This is a genomic window from Ruminococcus sp. FMBCY1 (genome assembly GCF_023921805.1).
In the GTDB taxonomy this organism is placed as follows: Bacteria; Bacillota; Clostridia; order Oscillospirales; family Acutalibacteraceae; genus Ruminococcoides; species Ruminococcoides intestinale_A.
In genome coordinates this window covers 1,641,978-1,664,315 of the sequence record NZ_CP074197.1, presented here as the reverse complement: position 1 = coordinate 1,664,315, position 22,338 = coordinate 1,641,978, and the positions used below count along the sequence as shown (strand labels likewise).

At 38.7% G+C, this 22,338-nt stretch carries 19 protein-coding genes, 2 tRNA genes and 2 rRNA genes; 16 read left to right on the top strand and 7 right to left on the bottom strand.

Going from position 1 to position 22,338, the window contains the following annotated elements:
* Positions 1-303: 303 nt before the first annotated feature.
* From KGF34_RS08195 to KGF34_RS08155, 9 genes are all read left to right on the top strand, one after another.
* Positions 304-1,835, top strand: a 16S ribosomal RNA gene (locus tag KGF34_RS08195).
* 107 nt (positions 1,836-1,942) lie between these two features.
* Positions 1,943-2,018, top strand: a tRNA-Ala gene (locus KGF34_RS08190).
* 35 nt (positions 2,019-2,053) lie between these two features.
* Positions 2,054-2,130: transfer RNA gene (locus tag KGF34_RS08185), tRNA-Ile, on the top strand.
* A gap of 371 nt (positions 2,131-2,501) precedes the next feature.
* Positions 2,502-5,332 (top strand): 23S ribosomal RNA (locus KGF34_RS08180).
* The 16S and 23S rRNA genes sit together here with 2 tRNA genes alongside, the layout of an rRNA operon.
* Before the next feature lie 197 nt (positions 5,333-5,529).
* Positions 5,530-5,754, top strand: a complete 225-nt coding sequence (locus tag KGF34_RS08175) for a hypothetical protein (protein WP_252558701.1) — start codon at positions 5,530-5,532, stop codon at positions 5,752-5,754.
* Between the two features lie 227 nt (positions 5,755-5,981).
* Positions 5,982-6,539, top strand: a complete 558-nt coding sequence (locus tag KGF34_RS08170) for a DUF4854 domain-containing protein (protein ID WP_252558700.1) — start codon at positions 5,982-5,984, stop codon at positions 6,537-6,539.
* A gap of 102 nt (positions 6,540-6,641) precedes the next feature.
* Positions 6,642-7,139 (top strand): DUF4854 domain-containing protein, encoded by a 498-nt coding sequence (locus KGF34_RS08165; protein WP_252558699.1) that lies wholly within the window; start codon positions 6,642-6,644, stop codon positions 7,137-7,139.
* Positions 7,140-7,461: 322 nt separating this feature from the next.
* The gene (locus KGF34_RS08160) at positions 7,462-7,956 is read left to right on the top strand and encodes an RNA polymerase sigma factor (protein WP_022234138.1); all 495 of its coding nucleotides are present in this window, start codon (positions 7,462-7,464) and stop codon (positions 7,954-7,956) included.
* Positions 7,949-9,037 carry a hypothetical protein gene (locus KGF34_RS08155; protein ID WP_252558698.1) on the top strand — a complete coding sequence of 363 codons (1,089 nt, stop codon included), beginning with the start codon at positions 7,949-7,951 and terminating at the stop codon, positions 9,035-9,037. Before KGF34_RS08160 ends, KGF34_RS08155 begins: the two co-directional genes overlap by 8 nt.
* 180 nt (positions 9,038-9,217) lie before the next feature.
* Here the strand turns inward: KGF34_RS08155 and KGF34_RS08150 are convergent, their stop codons facing one another.
* The 3 genes from KGF34_RS08150 to KGF34_RS08140 all read right to left on the bottom strand — a co-directional run bounded on the left by KGF34_RS08150 (position 9,218) and on the right by KGF34_RS08140 (position 12,873).
* Positions 9,218-10,021, bottom strand: a complete 804-nt coding sequence (locus KGF34_RS08150) for a hypothetical protein (RefSeq protein WP_252558697.1) — start codon at positions 10,019-10,021, stop codon at positions 9,218-9,220.
* 112 nt (positions 10,022-10,133) lie between these two features.
* Positions 10,134-11,243: a hypothetical protein gene (locus KGF34_RS08145; RefSeq protein ID WP_252558696.1), complete on the bottom strand. Its 1,110-nt coding sequence runs from the start codon at positions 11,241-11,243 to the stop codon at positions 10,134-10,136.
* A gap of 253 nt (positions 11,244-11,496) precedes the next feature.
* Positions 11,497-12,873, bottom strand: a complete 1,377-nt coding sequence (locus tag KGF34_RS08140; protein ID WP_252558695.1) for an MATE family efflux transporter — start codon at positions 12,871-12,873, stop codon at positions 11,497-11,499.
* Between the two features lie 128 nt (positions 12,874-13,001).
* Between KGF34_RS08140 and KGF34_RS08135 the strand changes: the two genes are divergently transcribed.
* The 7 genes from KGF34_RS08135 (at position 13,002) to KGF34_RS08110 (ending at position 17,494) form a co-directional block, all read left to right on the top strand.
* Positions 13,002-13,592, top strand: coding sequence for a TIGR00730 family Rossman fold protein (locus KGF34_RS08135; protein ID WP_186935619.1), 591 nt, complete (start codon positions 13,002-13,004; stop codon positions 13,590-13,592).
* Positions 13,585-13,758: a DUF6472 family protein gene (locus tag KGF34_RS08130; RefSeq protein ID WP_022234144.1), complete on the top strand. Its 174-nt coding sequence runs from the start codon at positions 13,585-13,587 to the stop codon at positions 13,756-13,758. The genes KGF34_RS08135 and KGF34_RS08130 overlap by 8 nt, the downstream gene beginning before the upstream one ends.
* 402 nt (positions 13,759-14,160) lie before the next feature.
* A complete protein-coding gene (locus tag KGF34_RS11765) occupies positions 14,161-14,289 on the top strand; it encodes a hypothetical protein (RefSeq protein ID WP_271229671.1) in 129 nt (42 codons plus the stop codon).
* A gap of 75 nt (positions 14,290-14,364) precedes the next feature.
* A complete protein-coding gene (locus KGF34_RS08125; RefSeq protein ID WP_186935618.1) occupies positions 14,365-14,562 on the top strand; it encodes a hypothetical protein in 198 nt (65 codons plus the stop codon).
* Between the two features lie 124 nt (positions 14,563-14,686).
* Positions 14,687-16,816: a hypothetical protein gene (locus tag KGF34_RS08120; protein WP_252558694.1), complete on the top strand. Its 2,130-nt coding sequence runs from the start codon at positions 14,687-14,689 to the stop codon at positions 16,814-16,816.
* 11 nt (positions 16,817-16,827) lie between these two features.
* Positions 16,828-17,262, top strand: coding sequence for a hypothetical protein (locus KGF34_RS08115; protein WP_252558693.1), 435 nt, complete (start codon positions 16,828-16,830; stop codon positions 17,260-17,262).
* A gap of 58 nt (positions 17,263-17,320) precedes the next feature.
* Positions 17,321-17,494 carry a hypothetical protein gene (locus KGF34_RS08110; RefSeq protein ID WP_252558692.1) on the top strand — a complete coding sequence of 58 codons (174 nt, stop codon included), beginning with the start codon at positions 17,321-17,323 and terminating at the stop codon, positions 17,492-17,494.
* Between the two features lie 563 nt (positions 17,495-18,057).
* On the opposite strand, the gene lexA is transcribed toward KGF34_RS08110, so the two are convergent.
* From lexA to dut, 4 genes are all read right to left on the bottom strand, one after another.
* Complete coding sequence (lexA, locus tag KGF34_RS08105; RefSeq protein WP_022234250.1) at positions 18,058-18,645, bottom strand: transcriptional repressor LexA; 588 nt, start codon at positions 18,643-18,645, stop codon at positions 18,058-18,060.
* A 593-nt stretch (positions 18,646-19,238) separates the two neighbouring features.
* Positions 19,239-20,933: a hypothetical protein gene (locus KGF34_RS08100; RefSeq protein WP_252558691.1), complete on the bottom strand. Its 1,695-nt coding sequence runs from the start codon at positions 20,931-20,933 to the stop codon at positions 19,239-19,241.
* 301 nt (positions 20,934-21,234) lie between these two features.
* Complete coding sequence (locus tag KGF34_RS08095) at positions 21,235-21,741, bottom strand: flavin reductase (protein ID WP_252558690.1); 507 nt, start codon at positions 21,739-21,741, stop codon at positions 21,235-21,237.
* 60 nt (positions 21,742-21,801) lie between these two features.
* Entirely contained in the window at positions 21,802-22,242 is a 441-nt protein-coding gene (dut, locus tag KGF34_RS08090; protein ID WP_022234248.1) for a dUTP diphosphatase, read from the bottom strand.
* Between the last annotated feature and the right edge of the window lie 96 nt (positions 22,243-22,338).

Sequence of the window (22,338 nt, the reverse complement as noted above, 5' to 3'; positions counted from 1 at the left end):
GATTTCAAAAAACTTTTTAAAAACTTTGAAAAAAGTGTTGACAAACGAAAATGAATGTGATATAATAATTCACGCACTGTTGAGAGAGGTTCGGTAAGAACCGACAAAAAACTTTCCAAAAAGTGCGTAGGACCTTGAAAATTAAACAACGAAAAGATAAAGGAACCCGTAATACTTTGAGGATACTCAAAGATTTACAGTGAGATGCACACAACAAAGCATCAAGAAATTACGGATACGTTAGTATTCGGAATGAGCGATTAAAGCTCTGAAATTGATAGTAAGCGAAAGCTTAATATACAAATTTTAGAGAGTTTGATCCTGGCTCAGGACGAACGCTGGCGGCGTGCCTAACACATGCAAGTCGAACGGAACTTCTTTAAAAGATTTCTTCGGAATGAATTTGATTAAGTTTAGTGGCGGACGGGTGAGTAACGCGTGAGTAACCTGCCTCTAAGAGGGGAATAACATTCTGAAAAGAATGCTAATACCGCATAACATATATTTATCGCATGGTAGATATATCAAAGATTTATCGCTTAGAGATGGACTCGCGTCCGATTAGTTAGTTGGTGAGGTAACGGCTCACCAAGACCGCGATCGGTAGCCGGACTGAGAGGTTGAACGGCCACATTGGGACTGAGACACGGCCCAGACTCCTACGGGAGGCAGCAGTGGGGGATATTGCGCAATGGGGGAAACCCTGACGCAGCAACGCCGCGTGAAGGATGAAGGTCTTCGGATTGTAAACTTCTTTTATTAAGGACGAAGAAAGTGACGGTACTTAATGAATAAGCTCCGGCTAACTACGTGCCAGCAGCCGCGGTAATACGTAGGGAGCAAGCGTTGTCCGGATTTACTGGGTGTAAAGGGTGCGTAGGCGGCTTTGCAAGTCAGATGTGAAATCTATGGGCTCAACCCATAGCCTGCATTTGAAACTGCAGAGCTTGAGTGAAGTAGAGGCAGGCGGAATTCCCCGTGTAGCGGTGAAATGCGTAGAGATGGGGAGGAACACCAGTGGCGAAGGCGGCCTGCTGGGCTTTAACTGACGCTGAGGCACGAAAGCGTGGGTAGCAAACAGGATTAGATACCCTGGTAGTCCACGCTGTAAACGATGATTACTAGGTGTGGGGGGTCTGACCCCTTCCGTGCCGGAGTTAACACAATAAGTAATCCACCTGGGGAGTACGGCCGCAAGGTTGAAACTCAAAGGAATTGACGGGGGCCCGCACAAGCAGTGGAGTATGTGGTTTAATTCGAAGCAACGCGAAGAACCTTACCAGGTCTTGACATCCTACTAACGAGATAGAGATATGTTAGGTGCCCTTCGGGGAAAGTAGAGACAGGTGGTGCATGGTTGTCGTCAGCTCGTGTCGTGAGATGTTGGGTTAAGTCCCGCAACGAGCGCAACCCTTGCTATTAGTTGCTACGCAAGAGCACTCTAATAGGACTGCCGTTGACAAAACGGAGGAAGGTGGGGACGACGTCAAATCATCATGCCCCTTATGACCTGGGCTACACACGTACTACAATGGACATTAACAGAGGGAAGCAATACAGTGATGTGGAGCAAACCCCTAAAAATGTTCTCAGTTCAGATTGCAGGCTGCAACCCGCCTGTATGAAGATGGAATTGCTAGTAATCGCAGATCAGCATGCTGCGGTGAATACGTTCCCGGGCCTTGTACACACCGCCCGTCACACCATGGGAGCCGGTAATACCCGAAGTCAGTAGTCTAACCGCAAGGAGGACGCTGCCGAAGGTAGGATTGGCGACTGGGGTGAAGTCGTAACAAGGTAGCCGTATCGGAAGGTGCGGCTGGATCACCTCCTTTCTATGGAGAACTTATCAGATGAAACAAGCTGATATAACATCCAAGGTCAGTTACGGAAAAATTTATTTAATCGTTGTTTAATTTTCAGGGTCCTGCCCGAGATATACGGGGGTATAGCTCAGCTGGGAGAGCACCTGCTTTGCAAGCAGGGGGTCAGCGGTTCGATCCCGCTTATTTCCACCAAAGGCTTGAGGGAATAACCGAAAAGCCGGAAATATGGGCTTATAGCTCAGCCGGTTAGAGCGCACGCCTGATAAGCGTGAGGTCGGTGGTTCGAGTCCACTTAAGCCCACCAAGAGTACGAAAGTACTCAAAGAAAGTACCTTGAAAACTGAATAAAGTATAGCAGATAAAGCGAGAAAAGTAATTATTGACAGGTTTTAACAAGAAGAGTTGAATCTCGAAGCCTTTAAATAACGACTGATGAGGACTAAGCTGTAAAATCACTTTAGTGATTGCAACAGATTAGACGAGTGGGAGTTATTTAAAGAATAGCGAAGAGAATGAAACTTGACAAACTCAAATAAGAGAAAGCGTTAAACGAAGGTAATAAATACTACAATTAGCTTAAAGGGTAATAAAAGATTAGTTAACAACTAATGGCTTATTAAACTGCGAAAAAAGAGTAATTTACATTACAAAGAAGAACCAAAAGATATCTCAAATGGTCAAGCTACAAAGAGCACAAGGGGAATGCCTTGGCACCGAGAGCCGAAGAAGGACGTGACTAACTGCGATAAGCTACGGGGAGCTGTAAGTGAGCGTTATATCCGTAGATTTCCGAATGGAGCAATCCGATTAGAGGAAAGTCTAATCATCATATACTGAATACATAGGTATATGAGGGGAACCGCCTGAACTGAAACATCTAAGTAGGGCGAGGAAGAGAAATCAACTGAGATTCCGTAAGTAGTGGCGAGCGAACGCGGAAGAGGCCAAACCTAATGTAGTAATATGTTAGGGGTTCGGACAGTAGAATGAATTGTCGAGATTTAGCCGAATGTCATGGGAAGGGCAATCAAAGAAGGTGAAAATCCTGTAGGCGAAAAGTTAAGACATCAGACTGTATCCAGAGTACCGCCGGACACGTGAAACCCGGTGGGAATATGGGGGGACCATCCTCCAAGCCTAAATACTACTCGGTGACCGATAGAGAAGAAGTACTGTGAAGGAAAGGTGAAAAGCACCCCGGAAGGGGAGTGAAAGAGAACCTGAAACCTTGTGTTTACAAGCACCGAAAGTTCATCAACGAACGATCGGGTACCTTTTGTAGAATGGTCCGGCGAGTGAATGTAACTGGCGAGGTTAAGCACTTAAGGTGTGAAGCCGTAGCGAGAGCGAGTCTGAAAAGGGCGCATGAAGTCAGTTGTATTCGACCCGAAACCGGGTGACCTACCCATGTCCAGGCTGAAGTGCAGGTAAAACTTCATGGAGGGCCGAACCGACTCCCGTTGAAATGGTAGCGGATGAGGTGTGGGTAGCGGAGAAATTCCAATCGAACCCGGAGATAGCTGGTTCTCTCCGAAATAGCTTTAGGGCTAGCCTTGGAATAGATTACTGGAGGTAAAGCACTGAATTGGCTAGGGGCCGAGAGGTTACTGAACCTTATCAAACTAAGAATGCCAGATAATCGTTTTCCAGGAGTCAGACAGTGGGAGATAAGTTTCATTGTCAAAAGGGAAACAGCCCAGACCTACAGCTAAGGTCCCAAAGTATAGTTAAGTGGAAAAGGATGTGGAATTGCATAGACAACCAGGATGTTGGCTTAGAAGCAGCCACTCATTAAAAGAGTGCGTAATAGCTCACTGGTCGAGTGATTCTGCGCCGAAAATTTAACGGGGCTAAACTATACACCGAAGCTTAGGATACCGCAAGGTATGGTAGGAGAGCGTTCTGTACGGAGTGAAGTCGTAGCGAAAGCGGCGGTGGACTGTACAGAAGTGAGAATGCCGGAATAAGTAGCGAGAATTAAGTGAGAATCTTAATGGCCGAAAGTCTAAGGTTTTTGGAGGAAGGTTCGTCCGCTCCAAGTAAGTCGGGAGCTAAGGTCAGGCCGAAAGGCGTAGCCGATGCACAAACGGTTGATATTCCGTTACCGTCTACAATTTAAACAAAGGGACACATACAAAGCGTTTAACCCGGGCGATGGTTGACCCGGGCGCAAGGGACTGAAATAAGAGTAGGGAAGTAAATGTGGCGTATGGCGAGAAAAGCTTTGTGAATAGAAGTAGACGCCCGTACCGCAAACCGACACAGGTGGACAGGAAGAGAATTCTAAGGCCAGCGGGAGAAGGGTAGTTAAGGAACTCGGCAAATTGACTCCGTAACTTCGGAATAAGGAGTGCTCGAAAGAGCCGCAGAGAATAGGCCCAGGCGACTGTTTAGCAAAAACACAGGTCTCTGCCAAATCGAAAGATGAAGTATAGGGGCTGACACCTGCCCGGTGCCGGAAGGTTAAGAGGAGGAGTGCAAGCTCCGAATTGAAGCCCCGGTAAACGGCGGCCGTAACTATAACGGTCCTAAGGTAGCGAAATTCCTTGTCGGGTAAGTTCCGACCCGCACGAATGGTGTAACGATCTGGGCACTGTCTCAACTACCCACCCGGCGAAATTGTAGTACCGGTGAAGATGCCGGTTACCTGCGGCAAGACGGAAAGACCCCATGGAGCTTTACTGTAGCCTGATATTGGGTTTCGGAAATCTATGTACAGGATAGGCGGGAGACTGGGAAGTATGAGCGTCAGCTTATACGGAGTCATTGTTGGGATACCGCCCTTAGGTTTCTGGAATTCTAACCTGCGACCGTGAATCCGGTCGGGGGACATTGTCAGGTGGGCAGTTTGACTGGGGCGGTCGCCTCCGAAAAGGTAACGGAGGCGCTCAAAGGTTGGCTCAGCACGGACGGAAACCGTGCCTCTGAGTGTAAACGCAAAAGCCAGCCTAACTGCGAGGATGACGGTCCGAGCAGTAACGAAAGTTGGAGTTAGTGATCCGGCGGTATGTGAATGGAAATGCCGTCGCTCAACGGATAAAAGCTACCCTGGGGATAACAGGCTGATCTCCCCCAAGAGTCCACATCGACGGGGAGGTTTGGCACCTCGATGTCGGCTCATCACATCCTGGGGCTGTATTCGGTCCCAAGGGTTCGGCTGTTCGCCGATTAAAGTGGTACGCGAGCTGGGTTCAGAACGTCGCGAGACAGTTCGGTCCCTATCTGTCGTGGGCGCAGGATATTTGAGGAGCTCTGTCCTTAGTACGAGAGGACCGGGATGGACGTACCTCTGGTGCACCAGTTGTCATGCCAATGGCACGGCTGGGCAGCTACGTACGGAACGGATAAACGCTGAAAGCATCTAAGCGTGAAGCCGACTCCAAGATTAGATATCCCATTGCATAAGCAAGTAAGACCCCTTGAGGACTACGAGGTTGATAGGCTGCGTGTGTAAGTGTCGTGAGGCATTTAGCTTGGCAGTACTAATAGGTCGAGGGCTTGACCACAAGAGTCTTTTGGTCAGCTTATTAAAGTATTTATAATATTACTTCTCAATGGTTTGCTTAACCTTTATTCAGTTTTCAGGGTACTCCCTTTAATATACACCTTTAAGGTGAGTTTTGAGATTACAGCACTACTTCGGTAGTGCTTTTTTGTTTGCCTTTTGTGCGTGAAAGTATGTGTTGTACTTTATTTTTGAATTATGAATTTTTGGGTAGCTTATATTGCTGCTTTATTAAAAGTTGTAGCAGATTATGGTTCAGCACACGAGTTAAGCAAAGCTCATAATATCTTCCAATATTATATACTTTATCTGACACAAACTGCCTCGCTGTTTGCCGGCTTGAACACAACAGCGTTAGTAAAAAGTATTTGTGGGCTTTGCCCATACCTACAACCTTTGAAAATGTTGACCAAACTTTTATAATTGCTAGGCTAACATAATAAAATTTGTTTGTACATTATAATAGTATCAAAATTTACATATCACTATTATCAATAATAAATATACAATTTTGTATGATATAGTTATACTTTCAAAATATTGCTTAGCGGTTTGTAAAATGTGTATTTTTATTGCAATTATTTGGTTTTATGTTATAATAATACAAAATATGTTGTTAATAAACGACAAAAAAGAGGAGAGTATATTAAATGAAAAAATTTTTTGCGGTAGTTATTTGTGCTGTTATGATAGTATCTGCTACAGCATGTACAGGCAGTAACAAAGGCGATAATGTTGAAAGCAGTGCAGAAATTGTTAATAGTACAGTATCAAACGATGAGAGTTCGCAGGCAGAGTCAAACAAAGATGATTCTAAAATGTTTGCGAGTATTCAGGAATATCTTGAATATCCAAATACGAAAAAATCTATTGAAACTATGAAAAGCACCCTTTCAACAACTCTTTATGATTTTGATTGTTATGCTGACGGTGATGCACTCATATATGAATATAAGTTTACAAAGCAGATTTCCGATGATAAGCTTGAAAATGTGAAGAATATACTTGATGATACTTTTGAAGATATGGATTCTACTTTATCTGATCTTATGGAAGAACTTTTAGAGTATGTAGATATTGAAAATCCGATTATTTCTGTAAAGTATGTAAATAATGACGGTTCTGTAATCACAGAAAAATCATTTGATAAGTCAATTCTTGAGGAAACAACATCAGATGTTAATTCAAGCGATGAGAAATCGGTATAAGTGAAAAGTTGTCAGCTCACCACCTTTTATGGGTAGTGATTGTTGTTTTATATAACTTTTTATGATAAAATGAAAATATTATAAAACAACAGGGAGTTTTTTATGAAACGATTTTTTGCAATATTCATTTGCATTGCTACAGCATTGATATTTGTTGCCTGCACAAATAATTCTGAAACAAAAAGCAGTAAAACCAAAACTACGCAAATATCCGCACAGAACAGCGGTGATGAAAAAAGTTTTGCGAGCATAGAGGACTATATAAACGCAGAAGAAACCCAAAAGGCCATAGACAGTATGAAAAAATCATATGAGTGTATGTATGATTTTGATTGCTATGCGGAGGATAACAAATTTGTTTACGAGTACAAATATCTTGAAACTGTAGGCGATGAGGCATTGCCGCAGATAAAGAAAGCGTTTGACGAAAAGTTTGAAGAAATGAAATCGGTCGTAAAGCCGTTGATGGAGCAGCTTGTAGGCAATGTAATGGAAGAAAATCCGATTGTGGTATTAAGGTTTTGTAACAGCGACGGTTCTGTAATTTCGGAAAAAGAATATGATAAAACCGTTCTTGATGAATCTGTATCCGAAAAATAAAAGCTGCAATATAACTAACAAATTTTATAATAATTTTTAATCATCACCTGTTAGGGGTGGTGATTATTTTTGTATGGAGTTTAAATGGTCTGTTTGAATTTTGGAATAAAGTTAATAATTAGGGTTTAGCAGAGTATTTCGTAAAAATTATAAAAGTTTGGTCAACCTTTGAAAAGGCTTGACCTGAATTTTTAAATTATTTGCCTTAAACACTGTGTTAAACCATAATTTTCCCAACTTTCAATAAATTCCCATTAAAATAAAAATATTCTTGCAACCTTTTTATAATTAAAAAAGTGTTATATACAAAGGTGGTGAAATAATGAATGATTTAAACAACGATGATTTTGTTACAGATGTCGTAAATGAATATTCCGATACGATTTACAGGGTGGCTTTGAACATAACAAAAAACAGTGCTGACGCATTTGATGTGTGTCAGGAAGTTTTTATAAGATTAATTAAAAACAAACATAAAATCAAAGACCGCAGTCATCTGAAAGCATGGCTTTTGCGTGTTGCCGTAAATTGCGCCAAAAGCTGCAAAACATCGGCATATGTTCGCCATTGCGTACCGCTTGCCGAGGCAAGAGAACAGGGTGTGTCGGATAATACTTTTGATAAAGCAATTTTTCAATTCGTTATGCAATTGCCGCCAAAGTACAGCGTTGCGATTTATTTGTTTTATTATGAAGATTTAAAAATCAGTGAGATTTCAAAAATACTGAATGTAACACAATCAACGGTTAAATCAAGACTAGCAAGGGGCAGAAAACAACTTAGAGAAATTATTGAAAGGGAGCAATCATATGACTGATAAAAAAGATTTTAATGCGGAAGTATATAAAAATAATGTGAAAAATATTAAACTTAGCGAAAAGCAGAAAGCTGAATTGATAAAAGTAATGCGTAATACCGAAAAACAATATAAACAAAACAATGTATCGCACAAAGTTTTCAATTTGAAAACAGGAACAGCGGCAGCAATAGCCGCAGTGTTTGTATTTGTTGCAATATATGCAGGATTTTTTAAACCGAATACAGAGCGAATTTCCTCAAATAAAAATATTTTTACAATAACGGCAAACGCCGCCGAAATTGAGGACAAGTCTGAAATAGGTGTATTTTCGTCGGTCAACGGAAGTCAATATTTATTGAAAGATTTTAATAATGATGACACGATTTATCGAAACGCACAGGGAAAAACCGATTATTTTAATGATTTTGAACTTACAAACCTTAAAATCAGCGGAAAAAATATTGAGAGCGTGACATTTAATTCAAAACAAAAAGGAATTTATTTTCTTATAAATTCATATATAAACGATAATGAAAATTCGGAAGATGCAGAAGACGGCAATAGTTATAATTATTATAACAGTATAGCCATAGCCGAAATCGGAGATTTTTCAAATTACGGAAGTCTTGATAATTCACAATATACAAAAGCGGAATTTAAAGAACATTCGGACGGTTTATATGGGGAGTTTTGTGACGGATTTACATTTACGGTAAAAAACCCGAGTGAAAACGAACAGGAGATAAAACTTGATAAAGCGATAAATCTTATGGTTGAAACCGACAGAACAGACAGTGAAATTGACAATTGGGCAGACGAATATTACCGACTTGACAGTGAACTTTTAAGTATGAGAGCGAAAAATTGTATGAGTGATGACGGAGAAAATCAAGTTACAGATGAGGAAAATGCTCTTGAAACAAAGATGGAAAATATAAATAACAGCATACTTTCAAAAATTGTTGACGGGGCAGAGATTGATGTAAGCGTGCAGTTTACGGACGGAAGTGTTCAAAGCGAAAAAATCAGAATTTCTTACAATAACGGCAATTGCGGCGGGGAAGATAATTTCCCGAGTATTACTTTCAGATTGGTGTGAGTTTGGTTTAGCGAATAGTCAAACTAATAAATTTAAAAATTTAGGTCAAGCCTTTGAAAAGGTTGACCAAACTATTATAATTGTTTGGCAGGAATTTTGATGCTTTTCAAAATCTGTAATTTAATAAACATACAAAAAAGACCGCTATCATCAAAATAGCGGTCTTTAAATATTCGATTATCAATATGACTGTATTGCAGAGAGCATTTTTTCAGGTGTTATTTGTGTATATTTCATTCCGTCAAACACAAGGTCATTGCCGTCAAAGGTATAATCATATGTGTCTGTCTGCTCGCCGTCCATATCATAAACGGCTTTCACCTTATTGAGTTTTGTATTGTATGTGAAATATGTAAATGTTGTGCCGTAGGAGTTGCAGTACATTCTGCCGTCCTCGCCAAAGTAATAGTAAAGTCCTGTTCCGCTGTCCCATGCGCCTACAAGTTTTTCGTCTATCTGCGGATTTTCCGGTGCGCTTGGAACAAAGGTCGGATTATCCACCTTTTCAAGCACTGAATCTTCACCGTTATTTGTAATTGTAATTTTTTTGCCGTCCTCGGCAACTGTATATGAATACTCGCCGTTAATGCCGAACATAAGCTGACATTTAAAGGTTTCTTCGCCTGTACTTTCGTCAGTGCCGACCGAATATTTGCCGCAATATCCCATATTTCCCACAATAATTGACGCTCCGCCTTTACCGTTAAACAAAAAAGTAAAACTTTCAAGTTTAGAGCCTGCGCCTTCCGCTATTCTCCAAAATCCGGCAAATGGGTCTGCCGGATTTTCCAGCGGTGCATGCAGAGCATCAAGGCTGAAATTCACTCCTTCGGGTGCGGTTGTCTGTGCCTGTGTCGCTTGAGTTTCTGTCGGTGTACTGCTACTCGATTCGGCATTTGTGCCGTTTGAACAACCGGCCGCAGTTACGACAAGCATTGAACATACAAGTGTGGTTATAATCGACTTAGTAAAAATTTTTTTCATTGCAAAATTACTCCAAATTTAATTTTGAGGCGGTTTTTCCTCAACATATTAATTTTATTATTATCTGCTGTAAAAGTCAATATCGTTGCAATAATTTATGCACACCGTTGTGTCAGCGGTATCTGATTTGTGCGGTTTTCTCCGAAAAGCCTCCGAGTTTTGTATAAACCTTTGCTTCAACATCAATGGGCACTTCATAAATAATAATGCATACGGCTTTTTCGTTATCTTCGCTGTTTTCTTTACTGCGGCAGTAAGTTATGTGGGGACTTGTATATCTTTCGGAGTAGTACATATTTGTACATACCACGGTATCGTCTTTGTTGTCTAACTCTACCGCACATAAGTATAACGAATATTTTTTAAAAAATTCGTCGTTATATCTGTTGTCAACATTAATTACATCACCCATAGGCATAACTTTACTGTATATCTCATTTAAATAGTTTAAGCTGTCATATGTATCTTTGGTACTGCGTATTCCCATTAATGTACCGGAAACCGTATCTGTAAGGTTTATTATTTCGTCTATTGCGTTGCCCTTCGAGTCGTCGGAGTACACATATTCGTCAATAGCGTCAGCATATACTGTGTTGATTGGGTCTTTATAATAAAAGTTACTTTCATCGTTTGTTTTGTCGCTATAACCCGAAGTTGATATATAAACATACCGTGGAGTAAATTCAAAACTTCTTAAACAAATGATATTGCACACCAAAAGCACTGTAATAGGCACAAGGCACATAGCAAGCCGTATAAATATATTGCAATTCAAATACTTTACCGCATATATAATGAAAGCGACGCTTAAAGCAATCAAAAACCACAGCAGTACGGGGACGCAAAAGCTGTATACAATAAATTCGCCGACTATCAGAACAGCCTCCGTAATGATTATTGCTTTCATATTAGTTATTGTGAGCGAGTGGTAAATATATCTGTATGCCGAAAAAATGCCTGCGCCCAGAACAAGTATAAACAGTTCCATAAAAAAAGGCATAGCTTTTGCATACATTTCTTCTTGGAAAAATATTCTTGTTGCAAAGAGTATCGTATTTTCCGCAATTAACACGATAAACAGAAATAAAGCCGTGTTGTCCAAAACAGAGTGTTTTTTGTATTTTCTTTCTTTTTCTGCCTCTTTTTCTGCCTGTTGTTCCCGTAACTGAACGGCATCATCGTTTTCCGTGTTTTCTTCACCGTAAAATTTAAATTCGTTCATATTATTCCTATATTCCTTATTTTTGATATATTCAGAATTTTCTGCCTGTTTATTATAATAAGAAACAAAATTGTTTGTCAATGCTTTTTGTTTGGTTATCAGAATTTGCCTAAGAGTGGGTTTCGTTAAATAATAAGGTTTTGTTCTGAAAGTTTGGTCAACCTTTAATAAAAATCCAAAAAATCATACAAAAAGTCCTGCAAAGCATTAAAGCCTTACAGGACTGATTATAATATACAATTTTAAATAAAACTTATGCGGCGGAAGATACGATTCTTTTGCCTTTCCAAGTGCCTCTCTGCCAACGGATAAACACAATAATTCCTCTGAATATTTCATCGCACGCCATACCTATCCATACGCCTGCAAGTCCCATATTCATTACAATTCCGAGCACATACGCAAGCAGTACGCTTATGCCCCACATTGAGAAGATTGCAAGTATTGTCGGGAATTTTACATCGCCTGCGGCTTTCATGGAGTTAATGATTACAATGTTTGTTGTTCTGCCTATTTCAAGGAAAATCGAAATGAACATCATATTTGAAGCAAGCTCGACAACTGCCATATCGTCTGAAAATGCTTTGAAAGTATATCCCGATACAAGCCAGTTAATAACGGCAATGGAAATCGAAACTATCATACCGATTCTTAGCGTTTTCATAACTCTTTTATATGCAAAGTCGTAGTCGTTTGCGCCAACGCTGTGTCCTACAATTATCTGCGTTGCAATGGCAGCGGAATAAGCAAACATATATGTAAAAGTACACATCATATTTGCGTAAATTCGTGCGTTAATTGCGACCATTCCCATTGTGTTGATAAGTGCCTGCAGCACAAGCTGTGAAAAGTTATAACTTATGTTTTCGCCTGCGGTCGGGATTCCGAGTTTTAACAATTCTTTAAGAATATTTATAGGGAACGGGCGGAGGTATTTAATACCGAGTCTGCCTTGAATAACCTTATAGAAGTAAATAATTGCGGCTACAAGCGCAAAAATACGGCTTAAGCATGTAGAAATCGCAACACCCTCTGTGCCAAGGTCAAGAAAAGAAAGCGGGCCGTAAAGGAAACAGTAGTTACCCACGATATTTACAATATTCATACCGAGGGATACAAACATTCCGAATCCCGTTTTGCCGTGGCTCATAAATATTGCTGAAAAAGCATTGAAGACCGCCTGTGTAAATATTGTACCGCCGACTATTTTCATATACATATTGGCGTCAGGTATCATTTCGGTAGGTACCTGCATAATAATAAGTAGGGGTTCGCTGAACAAAAATACAATAAGACTTATTACCACGCTTAGCGCAAGGTTAAATGAAATTGCAACCGTGTAGATTTTATTCATTTTTTCAAATTGCTTTGCGCCGAGGTATTGGCTTACAATAACGCCCGTTGCACTCGATATAATGTTGAACGCAAGGTTTAAAAATCCGAGAATAGAGTTTGCATTGCCTATTGCACCGACTGCAATGTCATTGTAGTTTGACAGCATAATAGTGTCAATGTAGCCGAGCGAAAGTCCGAGCAGTGACTGAAAAAATATCGGCAGTGCAAGACTGAATACCGTTCGTTTTAAGGGATCAACTTGTTTTTCCTTTAATTTGGCAGACGACTCAGCCATAAAAAAACACTTCCTTTATAAGATGTATGTTGACTTTATATTTTAATATTGTATAATAAGGTCAGAAAATAAACCTTATATTGCTTATAATTGTTTTTAAGATTTTATATTATGAAAGGATAAATAAAATGAAAATTTGCGTATTCGGTGCTTCAAGCGAGCAGATAGAGAAAATTTATATAGATACCGCCGAAAGTCTGGGCAGAGCGATTGCAAACCGTGGCGACGCCGTAATTTACGGCGCAGGAAAATACGGTGTAATGGGTGCGACCGCAAGGGGCGTAACCTCTGAAAAAGGTGAACTTATAGGTGTAGCGCCTGAATTTTTCAAGAAAGACAATGTTCTTTACGACAAGTGCACAGAACTTGTTTTTACGGACACGATGCGTGAGCGTAAAGGTGTAATGGAAGACCGTGCGGACGCTTTTGTAATTTGCGCAGGCGGTATCGGCACTTTTGAAGAATTTTTTGAAGTGCTTACTCTCAAACAGCTTAGTCAGCACAGAAAGCCGATTGTTATGTACAATGTAAACGGATATTACGATTCACTCATAAATATGATGAAAAAGTCCGTATCAGAGGGCTTTATGAGTGACGATTGTCTTAAACTCTTTACCGTAGCAAATACCGAACAAGAGGTTTTTGAGCAGATAGACAACTATAAAGAATATACCTACGATAAGTACGGCTTTTTAAGGGACGGTGACAACAATGGCTGATCGTTGTGACCAATGCACATATTTTGTAGAAGATGACGAGTACGGTGACTACTGTTCTTTGAGTCTTGATGAAGACGAAATGGAAAAGTTTTTGACAGGCAATACCGAACAATGCCATTATTTCAGGCTCTATGACGAGTACAAAATCGTGCAGAAACAAAATTAAATCTTCTTTATTCCAAAAATATAATGTGAATATAAAATTCACATTGATTAAAGATTTATAATATTTATTTAAAATCTCAGAAAAATTCAATTTTTGTTCTTTTTTATATCTTATCAAAAAAACTTCCTTTTTTCAAGGAAGTTTTTTTGTTTTTATTGTCATTTATAAACAGATAGAATAATAAAAAGATATAATCCGTAAAAATATAAACTATTCAAAATACCGAACTTTTGTTGTTTTGTTAGTGCAACTATACAAAAGTTATTCAAATATTGATATTTCCGTTGAAATGGTGTGCCAAAAGTATTAAAATAATATAGTGGCTTATAGAAAAAATGTAGTAATGTTTACAAACAAACTGTTTTGTGAATGCGGAAAATTACAAGAGAGGGGGAGTGCGTGATGAGTTTTTTGGGTAAAGCTATTGAGCGTATGATGACCGAAAATATCTCCCGTCATAAGCGTAAACGCTTGATAATCTTTATAACTGTCATCACTTTGCTCTCTATGGTTACCACAACGGTTGCGTGATTCAGCGTAAATACTTTTGCCGGTGTAGATAACCTCAATTTAAGCATTTCCGTAAGCGCACAGCTGAAAGTAGGTATGGAAAACTACGGTACAGAAATCGACGGACTTGATTATGTTCTTGCCCGCAAAGTTTTCAGAAAGTTTGAGGCGCTTAATCTCTCTTATATAAGAGATGAAATTGACGGCTTGCTTGCTTATCTTGACGAGCTGTTCGGTGAAGAGAATATGAACGAATGTAAAGACTACTTAAAGATGCTCAAAAAGCTTGTATAATTTGCAAAATAAGGGCGAACTTTGTTTGCCCTTTAGCTGATTTATTGACATTGTTCATTTTTGCTGATAAACTATATATAATGGCTTTTGTTACGCTAAAATAAAATTATAAGGAGTGTCTAAAATGGTGGATTTTAGTAAGTATTACAGATCTTACAAGTATATGCAGGATATGCTGAAATCGGATTTTACTCACAATTATATAGAAGAGGCTCTCAAAGACGGGGACGAGGGCAAAGATTCTATATTCGGCAAAACTAATGAAAAAGTAATTGATATGGATTGGGTTATCGCAATCGAAGAAACACTGCCGTATATTCAAAAAGCAATTGAAGAACAGGGCAGATTTATCAAACAGGCAGAAAATGTTGTTCGCATTAAAAAGGCAAAGAAAATTCTTACGGTTGAGCGTGAGGAGGGTTTTGCTATTTACGAAAATCGTGTGCTTTTGACCCTTATTCACAAGGCGCTTATGTTTGTTGATGACAAATATTCAAAAATGAAAGATGTACCTAACGATTCTTACAATAATATAACAATGAACCGTCACCTTGAGCTTAATCAGCAAAAGCTTGATTTCAGCGTTAATTATGTAAACGAAGACCACGAATCACTTGCAGAAGACCTTGATATAGAGGATATTGAGTCGCTTTCAGATTTTGACCGTATCCGCAGAATTCGTCAGGGACTTAACGAGTGTCTTGCAACTCCGCTTATGAAAGAGATTGCAAAAGAACCGCAGGTAAAACCGCCGCTCACACAGACTAACCTGCTCAAGGAAAACCCTAACTTTAAAAAGGCAGTAGAGTTGTGGAGCTTCCTTGATACATACAAAAAGCAGGGCTTTGAACTCGTAGGCGAAGAGTACAACGGTAAGATGACTGACGAGAACAAGGAAGATGTATATCTTGCTATGGAATTTCAGCATTTTATGATGTCGATTACCACTAACCCCGCACTCAGAAAAATGTTGCAGGAAAAGTACGAAGAAGAAAATGCCCTTGCCAAAGAAGAGTCTGACCGCCCAGAAAAGGTAAAGGAAATGGTACTTGAGGCACAGACAGAGGCAGTGCACAAAGAAGAAATTGAAAAACTTACTGCGGAGATTACGGAACTTAAGCAGAAAATCGCAGAGCAAAAGCAAAAGATTGAGGAGCAGGCAAACATTATAAAGACACAGGAGGGCAAAATCGCTGCTCTTGAAAACGAAAGAGAAAGTCACGCAAAGCAGGTAGAGCAGATGAATGCCGACTTTGCCGAGAAAACAAGAATTGCGGAAGAAAATTTTGCAAACCGACTTAGTGCAAAGCAGAAAGAATTTGACGACGCACAGACCGCTCACAACGAATATGTAACAAAGCTCAACACAGATAATGCAAATAAGATTGCCGAGTTAAATACTAACCACAGCAACGAGGTTGCACAGCTTAAGAGCGATTATGAAAACAGAATTGATACTATTAATAAAGAAAACGCAACCGCAACAGCTAATTTGAAATCCGATTACGAGGGACAGCTTACTTCCATGAAAGCGGATTACACCTCGCAGATTAAGAATTACGAAAAGCAGATTGCCGATATTAATGCGGAAAACGCTAAGAATGTAAAAGAACTTAACGATAACCACGCCAAAGAAATCAAGACCATTACCAAAGAATGCGAAAAGAGAATGGCTGATTTTGAAAAAGAAACTACCAAGAAGATGAACGATACTATAGCTGATGTTAAAAAGAAAGCTAAAGACGAAGTTCGTCAGGCTGAAAAAACAGCAAAAGAAAAAATTGCAGAGGCAAAGGGCGAAAATAAGCTCTTTAAGAAGAAAAAAGAGGTATTCGAGGCGGCTTATGCGGCAGGTTCGGTAGGACTTATGGCAATGCTTGCCGAAAAATACGCATCTGAGGGCAGAACAGACTTTGCCGACCACCTTGTATCGGCAACAGCGGCAATCAGAGCAATTATGATTGCGCCCACACCAAAGGGTATTACACTCACAATGTACACCCACGGTTCCGCAAAACTCTTAAAACTTTATGCAGGCGTTACAAGATACGATGTAGCTATCGGCGACACTGTTTCTTCATTCGGCGGTGTTGAGGGACAGCCTGTATTTATCAGCTTTGCAGGTGTTGGAAGTGAGGTTGCCGACGAGATTGCAGGTAAAATCAAAGAAACAGCTGATTGTAAGGTAACTGTTTCTCAAAACAGAAGAATACAGTCAACGGGAATTATCGGCATATATTTCTGCGGAGAATAAGCAGGTATGCTATGAATAAGTCGGCACAGCCCGACGAAGATGTCGATTGGTCGCAGGCAACTCCCGGTGTTGATTACCTTTGCTTTGACCTTTATATGAGAATGCAGAATCCGAGAAAAATTTACATTACCGAAACTTCAGCTCTCACTCCGCTTGACAGTGTGCTCACCCGGGATAATGAAACCAATAAAAGCAGTAACCCGAGCACATACGGTAATTTTTCAAAGGATTGTATGATTGGCGCAACAAGATTTTCCGTAAACAGCGCCGACGGTACAGAAAATAAACTTAAGTGTATCCATAGTGACGGTTTCCTTTCGGATTTTTGTTGTGGTAACTTAATTCTACTACGAAATCGTTTCTATGGATATTCTTTTTTATTCTTTCATCTTCATTTTACAATCTGCGTTTTTATGATTTTTAAAAAACTTACACACTTTTCTTGACAAAGCCTATGAGTTAAAAATTGTTTCAACTTACTATTGCAATTTGCGTAATTTTATTTTGAAACATTCTTTTGAAAATAATAATGCCATTTTCTTTGTAGATGATATTAGTAGTTTTCAGGATATTATTTACTTTAATGTTGTCGAATACGGAATGGATAAAGAAGGTGCAATAAATTCAAAAGGCAAACAGATATATGCTGTATATGATGAACTATTATCTCAAATATAACACAACTATATTTTTGTTGTGTTAGTTTTGTTATATAAAAAGTAAAGTTACACTACTAATCAATTAAAACGCAAATTAAACGATTTTAAACGGCATTTAAAGGAGCTGTAAAAAACAGCCTAAATAAAAAAACGACTGCATTCTAACCTAAAGGTAGGAATGCAGTCATTTTTGTGATATAATTTAATATCAATGAAAAACCATATCAACAAGGTACATAAAACTAAAAAGTTTTCTACATTAAAGGTGCTTGGTTTTGCACCTTTTCGAGTTATGCCCAAATTTTAAACATTTTTAACATTCTTTATATTTTCATATCATATTTTTATACAATTTCAAGAATGCAAGCAAAAAAATCACCGAGGCTCACTATTTCGTGAATCTCGGCTTTTTGATATGCTGCTTTTTACAGCACCTATCGTCAGATTGCATAAACGGAAAGTATTTGTTGGCTTGCCCACACCCACCACCTTTTATAATTGCTTGACAAAGGATTCCGCTATACCTTAATGTACCGGAATTTTTGTTAGTAAACATTTTTTATTTTGCTGTTTGGGGGCAAATTAAAAATATCTGATTAATGAAATAACTTTACCCAGAATAGCGACTTCATCTGCGATAATCGGTTCAAAATCGTCATTTTCAGGCTGTAATCTGAAATGGCCGTTTTCCTTATAAAATCGTTTAACCGTTGCCTCGTCGCCGATAAGGGCAACTACTATTTCGCCGTTGGACGCAACAGGTGTGCGGTTTACAATTACAATGTCACCGTCAAAAATACCTGCTTTTATCATACTTTCGCCTTTTACATGCAGTGCAAAAAGTTCCCTGCCACGGCTAAGACTTTCGGGAATAGGTATGTATGTTTCGATTTCTTCAACGGCAAGGATAGGATAACCTGCCGCAACACTGCCCACAAGAGGAACATTTACACTGCGCTCTTCACCTGCGATGCGTATGCAGCGGTTTAAACCGTGCTCACGCTCAATAAGTCCTTTTTCTTCGAGTGCGCTTAGGTGATGATGAACCGTTGAAGTTGATTTTAACCCCGTAGCCTCGCATATTTCACGCACAGACGGAGTTCTGCCTTCATCCGCACACTGTTTTAAAAAATTAAATATAGCCTGCTGGCTCTTGCTTAATGGTTTCATAGTAACCTCACAAATTGCAAAAGTGCCGATTTGTAACAAACTATTTACGGCCTATAATATTATAACATATTTTCCCCGAAAAATCAAACATTTGTTTTATGTTTTGAAAAATATTTTTTTCAATAGTTTTTCATATTGACTTCACATGATTTTCAAATAAATATAGTTTAATATAACTGTACTCAAAAGGCGGAACCGCAACCGCCGAGTATATTGTTCTACCCTCCTCAATACGGGCACTCGGCCCGTAATTGTACCCCTCATTTTTTTAAGAACAGGAAAGCACCGTGTAATCATCAGCACGGTGCTTTTCAATTTGCGATTGACATTAAAAATATAAGAACAAAGTGTATTTTATAAAAAACGCTTTGAATTGTTTGTGCAAATTTTTCAAAAACGCTATTTATCTTTTTGCAATTTAACAAATACAAAATTGTTTATAACACAGTTCAGATAAAAAATTAAGCTTTATAAAGCTCTCCGCCAAATCATAATTTATCAATTCAAAAAGCAAACATATTAAAGGAGGTTGTCGACTTAAAAGCCGAACAACCTCCTTCTTATACAAACAAATATTTATTTTTCATCAAACATTATGACTTAAGAAATTTAATATCGGCATCAATACTGTTGACAAAATCAGTTGCTTTCTTTATGTAAATACAGGTCTTTGTATTTTCTTCTGTTTTCATAGCATTGATTAAAGAACAGTTTTGCATTACGGTATTGACAGCAAGATAAAGAGTACAGTATTTAACCTGCTTTTCTCCGTCCTTTTTCTCCTGTGTAAACAAATGTTTTCTGATGTTAAAGCAACAATTATCGGTAAAAATAAATTTGTGTGTTAATACCTGATCTCTGTTTTGCCAGCTGTTTAAGTTATTAAAATCCACATTATTAAATGTACAACCCGAAAAAGTTAATGTTACATTTTCAACATCTGTTCTCGGAATATAAAGATAAGTATAGTTTCCTACCGTTTCCTCGCTGTCATTTGAAATTTTAACATCATACTCAAATTTATTTATCTGACAATTCACAAAATTAACAGTTGTATTACTTGATGCACAACTTATAATTTCTTGGCACTTACAGTGATCACCGCTGTTATGCTCATCTTTATCTTTACCGATATTAAATTTACAATCTTTCACATCGATTTTGCCGAATATATTTTTCACAGTGCTATTGCCAAAAGCAAGAACACCGCCGCCGTCGTATGTGTCGTTGTAAACATTCCAAGTACAGCCCTGAATATTTATATGCTTAATTTTTTCTTTACAAAGATCAGTATCGTTCGGCAATGTATTACTCCAAATTGTTACCATATCCGATCTGTGATTTCTTGTAAATACACAATTTGATAAACCTACATAATCAATGTCGCCTTTTAAGAACAGCAACGCAGTAGATGATTCTTCCTCTTTATCTCCTACCTGATTTAAACTGCCGTATAAGGTTTTGTTAGTAAAAGAACAATTGTTTAATTTCACATAATCGGCAACTGCCTTAAGGTCAAAAAATACAGCGCCTGCTCTGATTTCGTTATTACTTCCATCAGTCGGCTGTGCCTCTGACAAATCAGGTGTTACGATAACATCACATTTATCCCATGTATGATATCTTCCGACAGAAACACCGTCAACTAAAGAATTTGTAATTTTGACAGCGCACGGCACAGATTTATAAGTAATATCATTTACCGTAGTTTCAGTAAATCCGCAATTTTTAGTATTCCAATTAAAAGTGATATTATTAATGTATGTATTACTTGCAAAACAAATAATATACGGATTAATATTATTCGTTTTCTTCAACGCTTCGTCTGACAATTCAATTGTGGTAACTTCATTGTTTGCTTTAAGAAATTCGCCTCTCCATATTACTCTGTCCTTTATATACAAAGCACTCTTAAGAGAGTATGTTTTTAAACCGAATAACAGTTTTATATTATTACTGCCGATTGCATTAAAAAATTCACTTAGTAAAGAACCGTTGTTATTGCTTGCGGCATTGAAATCAGGGTGGCGTAATTCGTTGTTTTCGGCATCTACAACGCCGAAACATTCGATAGGAATTCCTGCTTTTGCCTGATCATTAGTAAAAACCGGAACCGCATAATAATTTTCGCTGATCTTAATTCCAAATGTTTTCTTATCCTTTGAAACAGAATAAGTAAAACCGTAACCGTCATCTTTATTAAAATAACCCGAAGTGGTTACAGTATCTCCCTCGTTAAAATTTTCTGCATTATTAATCATTTCTAAGAAAGTAAAGTTTGAATCCATAAAAATCTCCTTTATTTTATATTATTTTGAAAAGCTTTTCGCCTACACTGTAAAAACTCCGAAAATTGCACAAATTAGCACAATTTTTATTTAAGCTTTTTAAGTGCAAAAGAACTTTTGTATTAACGCACAAATATTCGCATTAATTTTTGTTCGTTTTATAAAATAAATGAGAACAGAATAAACTTTTATAATTTCTCGGCAGAGCATTTTATTGACTGTAACTTCAACACAAAACAACAGGCAGATGTAATATTACACCTGCCTGTTGTTTATAGATTAATTATTGCAAATAATTATATTATTTTGTCAAAACCTCAACGATTTCGCTGATATACATTTTATGGAAGTCGTTGTCGTACCACTTATCTACAGCGTCGTTATCAACAATGCTTTCGGCGTTCAAAAATTGTGCGTACATCTTTTTACATACAAGTACAAGTTTAGCCTCTGCAAAGTATGGAATACCGTCCTCTGTAAAAGCAGGTGTAAGACCTGTTTCGGCAACTTTGTCAATATCTCTGCCGCTCTTTGAACCGCAAAGCTTGAGTGCGTCACGGTATTTTTCGTCAAAAAAGCTCATTGTGTAGTAACCGTTATTCTCAATAAATTCAAATGTATATCTCTGCGGACGAATAAATGTAAACGCAACAGGCTTGCCCCACATAATGCCTGCGCCGCCCCAGCTGATTGTCATTGTGTTAAATTTATCGGAATTTCCGCTTGTTACAAGCGCCCAATCCTTGCCGATAAGGTCAAAAACGCTTTCGTTGATGGCTGACGGATTAATTTTCTTAAAATCTGACATAAATATCCTCCTTAAATTCTGCTCTTGCTTTAAAATAGATGAGAGCAGGTTTTTATTTTATTATTTTGTGCCTGTAGAGCCGAAACCGCCCTCGCCACGCTCTGTATCGGAAAGTTCGCTGACTTCTGTAACGGTTGGGACGATTACAGGTGCAATCACCATTTGTGCCACTCTTTCAAACGGCTCGACGGTGTAAGGTTTATCCGAAACATTGCAAAGACCGACGCAGATTTCGCCCCTGTAGTCGCTGTCAATCACGCCAACGCCGTTGGCAAGGCAGATTCCGTGCTTGATGCCGAGTCCGCTCCTGGCGTAAACAAATGCGGCAACCGACGGGTTGGGCAACTCGATTGCTATACCCGTGGGAATAACCGCAATCTTCTGCGGCTCAACGGTGATTTTTTCGGTAATGCAGGCATATAAATCCATACCGGCGGCACCGCTTGTTGCAATTTTGGGAATTTTTGCGTTATCTTTTACTTTTTTTATCTTTAATTCCATAACTGTCCTTTCAAATTAAGTTGCATTTGTAATCTTGTTTTGCAGGATTTTTTTAAATTCCTTGCAAAAGAAAAATTTACTGAATTTTAATAATGT

Bases quoted from the DNA above. Each gene is read 5' to 3' on its own strand.
- KGF34_RS08175 (WP_252558701.1), top strand. From the start codon at position 5,530: ATGAATTTTTGGGTAGCTTATATTGCTGCTTTATTAAAAGTTGTAGCA.
- KGF34_RS08170 (WP_252558700.1), top strand. From the start codon at position 5,982: ATGAAAAAATTTTTTGCGGTAGTTATTTGTGCTGTTATGATAGTATCT.
- KGF34_RS08165 (WP_252558699.1), top strand. From the start codon at position 6,642: ATGAAACGATTTTTTGCAATATTCATTTGCATTGCTACAGCATTGATA.
- KGF34_RS08160 (WP_022234138.1), top strand. From the start codon at position 7,462: ATGAATGATTTAAACAACGATGATTTTGTTACAGATGTCGTAAATGAA.
- KGF34_RS08155 (WP_252558698.1), top strand. From the start codon at position 7,949: ATGACTGATAAAAAAGATTTTAATGCGGAAGTATATAAAAATAATGTG.
- KGF34_RS08150 (WP_252558697.1), bottom strand. From the start codon at position 10,021: ATGAAAAAAATTTTTACTAAGTCGATTATAACCACACTTGTATGTTCA.
- KGF34_RS08145 (WP_252558696.1), bottom strand. From the start codon at position 11,243: ATGAACGAATTTAAATTTTACGGTGAAGAAAACACGGAAAACGATGAT.
- KGF34_RS08140 (WP_252558695.1), bottom strand. From the start codon at position 12,873: ATGGCTGAGTCGTCTGCCAAATTAAAGGAAAAACAAGTTGATCCCTTA.
- KGF34_RS08135 (WP_186935619.1), top strand. From the start codon at position 13,002: ATGAAAATTTGCGTATTCGGTGCTTCAAGCGAGCAGATAGAGAAAATT.
- KGF34_RS08130 (WP_022234144.1), top strand. From the start codon at position 13,585: ATGGCTGATCGTTGTGACCAATGCACATATTTTGTAGAAGATGACGAG.
- KGF34_RS11765 (WP_271229671.1), top strand. From the start codon at position 14,161: ATGAGTTTTTTGGGTAAAGCTATTGAGCGTATGATGACCGAAAATATC.
- KGF34_RS08125 (WP_186935618.1), top strand. From the start codon at position 14,365: ATGGAAAACTACGGTACAGAAATCGACGGACTTGATTATGTTCTTGCC.
- KGF34_RS08120 (WP_252558694.1), top strand. From the start codon at position 14,687: ATGGTGGATTTTAGTAAGTATTACAGATCTTACAAGTATATGCAGGAT.
- KGF34_RS08115 (WP_252558693.1), top strand. From the start codon at position 16,828: ATGAATAAGTCGGCACAGCCCGACGAAGATGTCGATTGGTCGCAGGCA.
- lexA (WP_022234250.1), bottom strand. From the start codon at position 18,645: ATGAAACCATTAAGCAAGAGCCAGCAGGCTATATTTAATTTTTTAAAA.
- KGF34_RS08100 (WP_252558691.1), bottom strand. From the start codon at position 20,933: ATGGATTCAAACTTTACTTTCTTAGAAATGATTAATAATGCAGAAAAT.
- KGF34_RS08095 (WP_252558690.1), bottom strand. From the start codon at position 21,741: ATGTCAGATTTTAAGAAAATTAATCCGTCAGCCATCAACGAAAGCGTT.
- dut (WP_022234248.1), bottom strand. From the start codon at position 22,242: ATGGAATTAAAGATAAAAAAAGTAAAAGATAACGCAAAAATTCCCAAA.